Annotated in this window: 12 protein-coding genes; all 12 read right to left on the bottom strand. The window is 55.6% G+C overall.

The genetic code is table 11. The features are described from left to right. Positions 1 to 13 precede the first annotated feature (13 nt). The 12 genes from KORM41_RS04470 to rpiB all read right to left on the bottom strand — a co-directional run bounded on the left by KORM41_RS04470 (position 14) and on the right by rpiB (position 11,187). Positions 14 to 955: an IS110 family RNA-guided transposase gene (locus tag KORM41_RS04470; RefSeq protein ID WP_082719706.1), complete on the bottom strand. Its 942-nt coding sequence runs from the start codon at positions 953 to 955 to the stop codon at positions 14 to 16. Between the two features lie 262 nt (positions 956 to 1,217). Further along, positions 1,218 to 3,302, bottom strand: a complete 2,085-nt coding sequence (locus KORM41_RS04465) for a sodium-translocating pyrophosphatase (protein WP_068145156.1) — start codon at positions 3,300 to 3,302, stop codon at positions 1,218 to 1,220. Between the two features lie 231 nt (positions 3,303 to 3,533). Continuing rightward, entirely contained in the window at positions 3,534 to 4,034 is a 501-nt protein-coding gene (locus tag KORM41_RS04460) for a hypothetical protein (protein WP_068145154.1), read from the bottom strand. A 20-nt stretch (positions 4,035 to 4,054) separates the two neighbouring features. Further along, positions 4,055 to 5,011 carry a thiamine-phosphate kinase gene (gene thiL / locus KORM41_RS04455; protein WP_068145150.1) on the bottom strand — a complete coding sequence of 319 codons (957 nt, stop codon included), beginning with the start codon at positions 5,009 to 5,011 and terminating at the stop codon, positions 4,055 to 4,057. A gap of 29 nt (positions 5,012 to 5,040) precedes the next feature. Continuing rightward, entirely contained in the window at positions 5,041 to 5,508 is a 468-nt protein-coding gene (gene nusB, locus KORM41_RS04450; protein WP_068145148.1) for a transcription antitermination factor NusB, read from the bottom strand. Next, positions 5,508 to 5,948, bottom strand: coding sequence for a 6,7-dimethyl-8-ribityllumazine synthase (locus tag KORM41_RS04445; RefSeq protein WP_068145145.1), 441 nt, complete (start codon positions 5,946 to 5,948; stop codon positions 5,508 to 5,510). The genes nusB and KORM41_RS04445 overlap by 1 nt, the downstream gene beginning before the upstream one ends. Positions 5,949 to 6,014: 66 nt before the next feature. After that, positions 6,015 to 7,124, bottom strand: coding sequence for a 3,4-dihydroxy-2-butanone-4-phosphate synthase (gene ribB / locus KORM41_RS04440; protein ID WP_068145143.1), 1,110 nt, complete (start codon positions 7,122 to 7,124; stop codon positions 6,015 to 6,017). Between the two features lie 4 nt (positions 7,125 to 7,128). Beyond that, positions 7,129 to 7,728, bottom strand: a complete 600-nt coding sequence (locus KORM41_RS04435) for a riboflavin synthase (protein WP_068145141.1) — start codon at positions 7,726 to 7,728, stop codon at positions 7,129 to 7,131. A gap of 9 nt (positions 7,729 to 7,737) precedes the next feature. Then, entirely contained in the window at positions 7,738 to 8,832 is a 1,095-nt protein-coding gene (gene ribD, locus KORM41_RS04430) for a bifunctional diaminohydroxyphosphoribosylaminopyrimidine deaminase/5-amino-6-(5-phosphoribosylamino)uracil reductase RibD (protein ID WP_197420962.1), read from the bottom strand. A 13-nt stretch (positions 8,833 to 8,845) separates the two neighbouring features. Continuing rightward, a complete protein-coding gene (gene nrdR / locus KORM41_RS04425) occupies positions 8,846 to 9,325 on the bottom strand; it encodes a transcriptional regulator NrdR (RefSeq protein ID WP_068145138.1) in 480 nt (159 codons plus the stop codon). 81 nt (positions 9,326 to 9,406) lie between these two features. Next, the gene (gene glyA / locus KORM41_RS04420) at positions 9,407 to 10,699 is read right to left on the bottom strand and encodes a serine hydroxymethyltransferase (RefSeq protein WP_068145135.1); all 1,293 of its coding nucleotides are present in this window, start codon (positions 10,697 to 10,699) and stop codon (positions 9,407 to 9,409) included. Between the two features lie 50 nt (positions 10,700 to 10,749). Beyond that, positions 10,750 to 11,187 carry a ribose 5-phosphate isomerase B gene (rpiB, locus tag KORM41_RS04415; protein WP_068145132.1) on the bottom strand — a complete coding sequence of 146 codons (438 nt, stop codon included), beginning with the start codon at positions 11,185 to 11,187 and terminating at the stop codon, positions 10,750 to 10,752. Between the last annotated feature and the right edge of the window lie 180 nt (positions 11,188 to 11,367).

Here is an 11,367-nt window from a genome sequence, read left to right as displayed (position 1 = left end):
AAAAGCAGCGGTGTTATGTGTCAAGCGCGGCTGCATAGTGATCCCTCATTTTTGCGTTTGCGCGAATGAGGATTTTTCTAGTGACTGCAATGAGAGCGACTTTACCGGGCTTCCCGTTTTCCCTGAGGCGTTGATAGAAAGCTTTCATTTCCGGATCGAAGCGAATGGCGGGGAGTGTCGCCACATATAAAGCATCGCGCACATGTTTCCGTCCTCCTGTAATTGTCCGCCTGCCGCGCATTAGACCACTATCCCGGTTGATTGGGGCTAGACCAACGAGCTTGGCGATTTGTCCTTTGTCGAGATGACCCAGTTCCGGCAGGCCTGCCAGCAGGAAGCAGGCGGTCCGCAATCCAATGCCCTTTATTGAAGTCAACACTTTGGCCCTGGCCTTGAGTGCTGCATCCTGTTCCAGGCATTCCTCCATCGCTTCCACAACGGCTTGACGCTGTTCCAGCAGGAAATTCAGAGCCTCTTCGATCCAGTCTCTTGCCTTGTTCAGCAGCTTTTCCCGGCGGTTCTTTTCCTGGACAATCATGTGGGACAGCTGTTTGTATCGGACTACGAGGTCTGAGAGTTCCTGCTGCTGTTCAGAAGGTTGTTCAAGAAGGCGTGTTTCCATGCGCCTGCCATAGTCGGCTAGCACAAAGGCATCCACCTTGTCGGTTTTGGCCAATTGCCCACTGGCCCGGGCAAACTGACGGATATATCGGGCATTAACTTTGGCAACCGGCAACCCGGCTGCAAGCAAGGCATCTGTGACCATGCGTTCATAGCCACCTGTAGGCTCCAGGATCAGCCGTTCAATGTCTTCCCTGTCAGCAACCCACGAAAGGAATTTGGCAATGCCGGATGTATTATTGGTAAATGTGTCTGCTTCGCCTTCTGGCAGCAGGCAAACGTCAAAGGATGATTTTGATATGTCGATCCCAATGGATCGCGTGGTATAAGTCATTGGCTTTGTCTTTCTTATACACGAGCGTAAAAGCTCACTCAGCGGTTCGACGAAGCCTCTGTGGTGCGGAAGGGTTATGCTTTTTTACGACCGTAAAAGGTCTTGCCCCGAGTGGGCTCAACCACATTCCGCACCTTGAACAGGGGGTGGCCACCCCCTGTTCAAAATCAAAGAGGCACGAAGATCATAACAAATCTTCGTGCCTCTCAATGTATAAGCCCCGGCAATGCCGGGGCTTTCTGTTTTCGGATCACAAATCCTTCTAGTGGGCCAGCATGGCCAACAGCAGAAGTGCAACGATGTTGGTGATCTTGATCATTGGGTTCACAGCTGGGCCAGCGGTATCCTTGTATGGATCGCCGACAGTATCGCCGGTTACTGCAGCCTTGTGAGCCTCAGAACCCTTACCGCCGTGATTACCGTCCTCAATGTACTTCTTGGCGTTATCCCATGCGCCACCACCGGCGGTCATGGACAGTGCCACAAAGAGGCCGCCAACGATCACGCCCAGAAGAAGGGCGCCAAGAGCTGCAAATGCAGCCGCCTGCCCTGCAATGGCATTGATCAGGAAATAGGTAATCACTGGTGCTGCAACTGGCAGCAGGCTTGGAATGATCATCTCCTTGATCGCTGCTTTAGTCAGCAGGTCAACGGAGCGTGCATAATCCGGCTTGGACGTACCTTCCATGATGCCAGGGTTGTTGCGGAACTGCTCGCGCACTTCCTCTACCACTGCACCACCGGCACGACCAACTGCCGTCATGCCCATTGCACCGAAGAGATACGGCAGCATAGCGCCCAGGAAGAGCCCTACAACCACATACGGGTTAGACAGGCCGAAATCGACCGTAACGTCCGAGAAGTATGTGTTGAGGTCAGCCGTGTAGGCACCGAACAGCACAAGCGCGGCAAGGCCTGCAGAACCGATAGCATAGCCCTTGGTTACAGCCTTGGTGGTGTTGCCCACGGCGTCAAGCGCATCAGTCCGGCCCCGAACTGTCTCGTCAAGACCAGCCATTTCGGCAATGCCGCCAGCGTTGTCGGTAACGGGGCCATAGGCGTCCAGAGCGACAACCATACCCGCAAGCGCCAACATCGCCGTTGCAGCAAAACCAAGGCCAAGGATGCCCGCCAGCTGGTAGGCAACGATGATGCCTGCACAGATCACCAGAGTTGGCAGCGCCGTGGACTCAAGGGAAATAGCAAGCCCCTGGATCACGTTGGTGCCGTGGCCGGTTTCGGATGACTTCGCGATCGACCGCACAGGACGATAATCCGTACCCGTATAATATTCTGTAATCCAGATGATCACCCCGGTCACGATAAGCCCGACCAGTCCGCAATAGTATAGGTCACGACCGGTGAAGGTGGCCGCGGAAGTCGTGAAAGTACGCTCCATGTCGCCGAGCGCCCAATCCATCGCGAACCACATTACAATCGCCGACAACACAGCCGTCACGATGAAGCCCTTATAAAGCGCACCCATGATGGACTGCGACTTACCCAGCTTCACGAAATAGGTGCCGATGATCGATGTCAGGATGCACCCGCCACCAATGATGAGCGGAAGCTGCATAATGTCTGCGGCACCCATCTTCAGGAAGAGTGCGGACAGCACCATGGTGGCACCGATAGTTACAACGTAAGTTTCAAAAAGGTCCGCTGCCATACCGGCACAGTCACCAACATTGTCCCCCACGTTATCTGCGATAACCGCTGGGTTCCGCGGATCGTCTTCCGGGATACCGGCTTCCACTTTACCAACCAGGTCAGCGCCCACATCGGCGCCTTTGGTAAAGATACCGCCACCCAGACGGGCGAAAATGGAAATCAATGACGCCCCAAAGCCGAGCGACACCAGAGCATCGATCACAGCACGGTCTGTGGCTTCAATACCAAGCGGCCCAATCAGGATATAATAATAGCCAGCGACCGCCAGAAGCGCGAGGCCCGCAACCAGCATGCCTGTTACAGCACCGGAGCGGAAAGCGATGGTCAGGCCGGCCTGCAGGCTGTTGCTCGCGGCCTCAGTGGTGCGCACGTTCGCCTTAACGGAAATCAGCATGCCGATGTAGCCTGCCACGCCAGATAGAATGGCGCCGATAAGGAAACCAGCTGCGGCCAGATGGCCGAGAGCCAGATACAGCCCAATCGCCACGACAACGCCAACCATGGCGATGGTGCGATACTGACGGTTGAGATATGCCTGAGCGCCAGCCTGGATGGCCCCGGCGATCTCCTGCATTTTCTCACTGCCTGCACTGGATGATAGAATAGACTGACGCGTTACAATGCCGTACAGAACGGCAGCAACGCCGCATGCAATCGCGGCGTACAATACTTCCATGGGAAACTCCCTCCCTTGAACCAAACCCAAGTAGTGTTGAGCTTATCGGGCAGAGATACTCCCCACATGTCCGCCCTGCTCATTCATTCTAGTAGACAAACCCCTAAAACTCCTGACAACAGGTTGGTCGGTAATTACCTTAGGAAGCATTTTCGATAGTTTCAACCATCTAAAAATGCAGAAGGCGCCGCAAAACCGCAGCGCCTTTCATATTTCCCGCTTTCCCGCCGTTTATTGCGACAGGCGCATGGTATTCAGAATAGAGATATTTTCCACAACACCCGGGCCGACAACTTCAGCAGCCTTTTTCTTCAGGACAGCTGCGACCTTGTCGTGGTCCAGCTGCAGTGGTGAGTCCTCGCGCATCAGGTCACTCTGGCTAATGGCAGAGATGAAGGCATGCTGCAACTGGGGCTGCGACCGTTTAACCAGTATCTGGTTCTCGTTGCCGTATACTTGTACGGCCAGATCAACAAAATAATTGCCAACAAACCGCGTTGTATTCTGGCTCTTGAGGTAGATTGGCACCGCAATGCGCTCAAACCCTATTGTCTGCATAGGGCCCTTGGGCTTTTTCTTTTCTACGACCTGTTCCTCACCTTCCGGGACCATGGTTTTGAAATAATAAAAGCCAAGACCGCCCCCGATTGCGATACCGCCTAAAAGCCCAAGAAGCAGAAACAATTTGCCCGAACTTGAGCCTGAATCCATCGACACGTCATCTTGCGACATTGACTAAACCCTCGGTCCTGTTATCGAAAATGTTGATATCCTTGATGGGCAGACTGCACCAGATTGCCTTCCGGATCAACAAGATGGCACTCATTGCCTGCCTCAATCACACCAATGCGCATAAGGGGAACATCGCAGTCCCTCGCAATCCGCACCAAATGCTCAGCCTGTTCGCGCGGCGCAGTGAACACCAGTTCATAATCATCCCCGCCCGAGTAAACACAGGGCCACAACGCGGAATCCCGGCCCACAAGTGTTGCAGCATCACCTGAAAGCGGCAGACAGACTTGGTCAACCCGAGCGCCAACTCCCGACGCAGCGCAGATATGCCCAAGGTCGGCCAGAAGGCCATCAGATACGTCGGCGCATGCACTCGCCACACCCCGCAGCATCTGCCCAAGGCCAACACGCGGCATGGGGCGCAGGTATCGATCCCTGAGGGCTGGGGCGCAATCCAGGTCGCCCTGCACCATCTTCAGCCCAAGAGCAGCATCGCCAAGGCTGCCGGAAACGTAAATGTCGTTACCAACGGTCGCACCGGACCGGGTAATCATTGTTCCGGACGGCAAGGAACCCATCGCTGTGATGCTGATCGTCACGCCGCTTCTGCTGGCTGTTGTGTCACCGCCCGCGAGGCGGACACCAAAAGCGTCCTGGCATGCCCGAAGCCCAGAAGCGAACTCCGCCACCCAGGCTTCCGGCCGGTCTGCAGGCAGGCTCAGCCCCAGAAAATAAAGGCTTGGTGCGGCCCCTTTGGCCGCGAGGTCCGACAAATTGACTGCCAGCGCTTTCCAGGCAATGTCCTGTGCCGGTTCGTCGCCAATAAAATGAACGCCTTCGACAATCAGGTCCTTCGTGACAATAAGGTCAGCCCCACCTGACACCGTTACACATGCGGCGTCATCCACCAGCCCCAGCCCCTCGGGCCCGGCCAGCGGTCGAAAATAGGTTGCGATAAGATCAAACTCTCCGGCCATTAGCTCTCCGCCTTCTGCCGGGGCACACGCTAGGTGCGTACGGCTTTGGCAAATTTGTCCAGCACGCCGTTCACGAAAGAGGCTTCTGTACGCTCATAGAAACCGTGCGCCACATCGACATATTCGTTGATGATCACCGCGGTCGGCACATCGGGGCGCGCAACAAGCTCGTACCCGCCGGCGCGGAAGATCGCGTGAATCAGCTTTTCAAGGCGGTCAAGCGGCCAATCGGATGACAGGCAACCTTTGAGCGTCTCGTCGATTTCCTCGCGGCGTTCCCACGCCCCAAGCACCACATCGCTAAACAGATTGGCGTCAGCGGCCACATACTGGTCGCCTTCAATTTCCTGGCCCAGCCGGTGATTGACATATTCTTCCACCACCATCTTGGCCTTTGGCTCGTCAGACATGTCCAGCTGGTAAAGGGCCTGAACGGCCGCAAGACGTGCTGCGCTGCGTGGGCCGCCAACCTTTGGTGTTCTTGATCCTGCGGACATTATTCTACTCCAAAACTCTGCTTCAGTCCGATCATGGCAAGTGCAGCTTGAGCCGCCCCTGCCCCTTTATTCTTCTGGTCGCGTTTCGCCCGCGCCCATGCCTGGTCCCAATCCTCAACGGTCAGAATGCCGTTACCGATGGCCAGATTTTCCCTGAGTGTCAGGTCCATCAAACCGCGCGCACTTTCACCGCAGACATAATCATAATGCGTGGTCTCACCGCGGATCACACAGCCGAGGGCAACATAGCCGTCGAAATGCGCCTTTTCGCCGGCATGGGCAAACTTGATTGCCGCCGGAATTTCCAGCGCTCCCGGCACGTCATAGCGGTCCCAGGTGCAATCAGCAGCCTCAATGGCTTCGATGGCGCCAGCCGCCAACTCGTCGGCGAGGTCCGCGTAAAATTTCGCTTCGACAATCAGAATATGAGGCTTCGCCATCTGTTTTATCCTTGGAAGGGCCGACAGGTCCGGGGACATGCGGCTAAATAATATCTTTGGCGCCAACTATTCGGCGTCGGGAATTTTCCGCTGTTCTACGATATCCAGGCCGTAGCCATCAAGACCAACATAGTGGTTCGGGCTGTTGGAATAGAGAATCATGTGACGAACGCCGATATCGAGCAGGATCTGCGAGCCCAGCCCGATATCCTTGAGCGCCCGCTCCTTGCCGTCTTCCTCTGGCGGCGTGCCTTCCAGCAACTGCGACGGACGAATGGCAATTTGTCCCGGGAACAAAACGACCACGCCTTGGCCGTCGTCCTCAATCGCATTCATGGCGCGCTGTAGCTGGCCGCTACGGGGATGGTCCATGCCCAGAAGGTCTTCAAACGGGTTGAGGGCATGCATCCGAACGGGTGTCGGTTTGCTCCCATCGATATCGCCCAGAACCAGCGCTACAGTCTCGCGCGTGTCAGCCGTGGAGCGATAAACCAGCACTTTCCACTTTTTGCCGCTCTGGCGGACAAAATCGCTTTCGGACGCCCGCTCCACCAACACATCATTCCTGAGGCGGTAAGCGATAAGGTCTCGGATCGTCGCAACCTTCAGGCCATGTTCCTTGGCAAAGGGGATCAGGTCCGGCAGGCGTGCCATGGTGCCGTCGTCCTTCATGATCTCACAGATCACGGCAGACGGGTTGAGGCCTGCAAGACGGGAAATATCGACAGATGCTTCCGTATGCCCTGCGCGCATCAGCACGCCACCATCCTGCGCCATCAGTGGGAACACATGGCCAGGCGTCGCAAGATCGTCTGCGCCCTTGGAGCTATCGATGGCAACGGAGATGGTATGCGCCCGGTCCGCCGCCGAAATACCGGTGGTGACACCTTGCTTGGCCTCAATGGATACAGTGAAGGCAGTCTGATTACGCGCCTGGTTGTTATTACTCATCTGCGGCAGCTTAAGCTCTTCGATGCGCTGACGCGTCATCGGCAGGCAAATCAGGCCGCGGCCATATTTGGCCATGAAATTGATCGCGTCAGGTGTCGCCATCTGCGCCGGGATGATCAAGTCACCTTCGTTTTCGCGGTCTTCATCGTCCACCAGGATGTACATGCGCCCGTTGCGCGCATCCTCAATGACATCTTCAATTGGTGACAGGAAACTCTCTGACACTGTCTTACCCTCTGCTTTGCAGGCGCGCTACATACCGCGCCAGAATATCAAACTCCACATTCACGGTGTCCCCAAGCTTGCTGTTCCTGAAGCTGGTAACCGCCTGTGTATGCGGGATCAAATTGATGGAGAAACGTGTTACACCGCCTTCGTCTGCGACCGCGTTGACTGTCAGCGAAGCGCCGTCGATGGTGATGCTTCCCTTCTGGGCTACGAACGTGCCGTGATCTGCCGGGATTGCAATCTCCATGACCACAGACTCACCCAACTCGTCAAAGCGCACAATCTGGCCTGTACAGTCCACGTGGCCGGTCACGATATGGCCGCCCAATTCGTCGCCCAATTTCAGGGAACGCTCAAGGTTGACTTCTGTGCCCTCAGCCCAGTCACCCAGGTTCGTGACCTTCAGCGTTTCGGCGGAAACGTCGACAGCAAACCAGCCATTGTCTTTATCCACCACCGTCAGGCAAACACCCGCGCAGGCAATGGAGGCGCCAATGTCCACTGAGGACATATCAAAGGCAGTTTCAAGCGTCACGCGTTTGTCTGCGCCGCCTTCAACGGCGCGAATGCGCCCTACATCTGTAACAATTCCGGTAAACATGCGCCTGAGTTACTCCGCCTTAACGTATGATGCAAGTATATCCGGCCCCAGATGCCGAATTGCATGAAGATTAAAATGGGGCGCATCCCCCAAGCTGGCAAGGCCAAGGGGTCCAATTGCCGGCCTTCCCTCTGCACCGATGGCTTTACCAGCGCAGAAATGCTCGACCCTGTCGGCAATTCCTGCTTTCAGAAAAGAGGCATGCACCTGCCCCCCACCTTCAACCAGTACCCTCGTGAGGCCGCGCCCTGCCAAAACAGCTGATACCTCTTCAAGATCACGGGTGTCATCAACCGCGACTGTATCCACGCCTTTTTCCTGAAGCGCCTTCTCTTTGGCAGCGTCCCGCACTTGATGGATAAGAATTGTACCGCGCACAGACGCCCATTCCGCCAACTTGTGCGATGGCGACAGCCTCAATCCGGTATCCAGCACGATAGGCACTGGCGAATGCAATTCCAATCCAGGCAACCGGCAATCCAACGAAGGATCGTCAGCTAGAACGGTACCTATCCCAACGAGGATGCCGTCATGGCGCGCGCGCAGCATATGGCCATACGCCCGCGCTTCTACCCCCGTTATCCACTTGCTTTCGCCGTTTTCAAGGGCGATCCGACCATCAAGGCTGCTGGCCATCTTCAGTGTGAACAGCGGCCTATTACGGCTGACACGCCAGAAAAACCCGCGGTTCAGTTCAGCCGCTTCTTTTTCACAAACCCCGTTCACAGTTTCGATACCGGCTTTGGCGAGAATGGCTATGCCCTTTCCCGAAACCCGCATATCGGGATCAGAAACCGCAATCACACAGCGGCTGATGCCCGCCGCAACCAAGGCCTCTGCACAGGGGCCGGTTTCACCGTGGTGGGCACAAGGCTCCAGTGTGACATAGGCTGTCGCGCCTTCTGCTGCGGCACCAGCCTGCGCCAGCGCCACAGTTTCAGCATGCGGCCGACCGCCCGGCTGGGTCCAGCCACGGCCAACAACCAAACCATCTTTTACCAGGATACAGCCAACAGCCGGATTGGGGGCAACATTACCAAGGCCACGCCGGGCAAGCCCAAGCGCAGCCTTCATATAGGATTGATCAAGTGATGCTGACGCCAATCAAGCCTCCCTATCAGGGTTCTTCGGAAAAGGCCTCGTCTTCCGTGCCAGTCATCTTGCCCAGGAATTTTTCAAAATCCGAGGCTTCGCGGAAGTTTCTGTATACGGACGCGTAACGCACATATGCGACTTGATCGAGGCTCTCGAGCCCTTCCATGACTAAACGACCAATTTCACCCGAATCAATCTCGTTCTCACCCATTGATTCGAGTCGGCGTACGATTCCATTGATCATCCGTTCAACCCGATCCGGATCAACCGGACGTTTGCGCAACGAGATATCAAGAGAGCGTTCGAGCTTGGCGCGCTCAAAGGGCACTCGCCGGCCAGTCTTTTTGATTACTGTCAGTTCACGCAGTTGAACACGCTCAAATGTAGTGAACCTTGCCCCACATGCTGGACAGAACCGCCGACGCCGGATCGCAGACTTGTCGTCTGTCGGACGGCTGTCCTTAACCTGAGTGTCTTCGTTTTGACAAAACGGACAACGCATAACGCCCCCTACTCCCCTGGAATCTTATTTTGGTCAGTGATGGTGTGGGGATAATGCACCCACACCATCTTGTGATCAAGCTTATCCGAGTTCACTATAGATTGGGAAGCGTGCACAAAGGGCAGCGACCTTATCGCGCGCTACGGCTTCTGCTGCATCGTTGTTTTCAGGGTTGGCAGCCAGACCATCGAGCACTTCCGTAATCATGTCAGCGATCTGCCCGAACTCTTCTTCACCGAAGCCGCGGGTCGTGCCCGCAGGCGTCCCCAGACGGATGCCTGAAGTGATAAACGGCTTCTCCGGATCAAACGGAACACCATTCTTGTTACAGGTCATGTGAGCGCGCTCAAGCGCCTCGTCAGCTGCCTTGCCCGTCAGCCCCTTCGGACGCAGGTCAACCAGCACAACGTGCGTATCGGTGCCACCAGAGACGATATCAAAGCCATTGGCTTTCAGTTTGTCAGCCAGAACTTTCGCATTCTTTACCACTTGCGCCGCGTATTCCTTGAATTCAGGGCGCAGCGCTTCACCGAACGCCACGGCCTTGGCAGCAATCACATGCATCAGCGGGCCGCCCTGCAGGCCAGGGAATACTGCAGAGTTGATCTTCTTGGAAATATCCTCACGGTTGGTAAGGATCATACCGCCACGTGGGCCACGCAGCGTTTTGTGGGTCGTTGTGGTTACAACATCAGCATACTCAAGCGGGTTCGGGTGCACACCGCCAGCCACAAGGCCGGCAAAGTGTGCCATATCGACCATCAACAGCGCGTCGACGCTGTCGGCGATCTCGCGGAAGCGCTTGAAGTCAATCACGCGTGGGTAGGCCGAGCCGCCAGCGATAATGATGCTTGGCTTGTGCTCAAGCGCCATTTCCGCAACCTGATCATAATCGATCTGCGCGTCTTCGCGGCGAACGCCATACTGAACTGCATTGAACCATTTACCGGAAAGCGCCGGGGCTGCGCCATGTGTCAGGTGGCCGCCGGCATCCAGGCTCATACCCATGATGGTGTCGCCTGGCTTTGCCAGCGCCAGCATCACCGCACCGTTCGCTTGCGCGCCAGAGTGTGGCTGCACGTTCACGAAGCCTGCATCAAACAGCTTCTTAGCACGTTCGATAGCAAGGTTTTCTGCCACATCCACGTGATGACAGCCCTGATAATAGCGGCGGCCAGGATACCCTTCCGCATATTTGTTGGTCAGAACAGAGCCTTGGACTTCAAGTACAGCACGGCTGACGATATTTTCAGAGGCGATCAGTTCAATCTGACCTTGCTGGCGCTCGAGTTCGCCAGTTACGGAATTCAAAAGTTCTGGATCGGTTTCGGACAGATGGGAAGTAAAGAAACCTGGTTGGGTAAAACTAGTCATCGTTGGTGGGCCCTTACGAATATAGATAAACAAGTATGTCGGGTTTAGCTTTATGCGCCCAGTTTGTCGACTCGCCTTTGGTGGCGGCCGCCTTCAAAGGCTGTATTCAGGAATGCATCGAGGCAGTCAATTGCGGTTTCAATACCGATAAGGCGAGAACCAAGCGCCAGTACGTTGGCGTCATTATGTTGGCGGCTAAGCTTGGCCATCAATCCGTTCTGGCAGAGTGCAGCCCGCACCGCGGGGTTCCTGTTGGCTGCGATGGATATTCCGATACCGGACCCACATACAAGCACACCCCGTCTTACCTTGCCTTCTGCGATCGCATCACCCATGGCTACGCCAAAATCTGGGTAATCAACAGAATCCGGGCCGTTTGTGCCCAAATCCAACACGTCAAAGCCGCGCTCAGTCAGCTCTTTTTTAAGGGACTCTTTCAGGTCAAAACCTGCGTGATCGCAAGCAATTGCAATTGTCTCGGATGCCATTGTACGCCTCATAGGTCAAAGGGGCTCGCAGCATAGAGCTGCGTCGGGAAAACGCGGCCTGATTATCATATAAAAGGCTGGAACCCAAGCGCGCATCAAGCGGCATGTATGAAATTCACTAATTATACAATTAAGCGGAAGTATTACTTGGCGGCATCATGGTTAACTGTTTATTAACAA

It is taken from the genome of Kordiimonas lipolytica (assembly GCF_001550065.1).
Note: the sequence above shows the minus strand (reverse complement) of the source record. Positions and strands in the feature narration are given on the sequence as shown.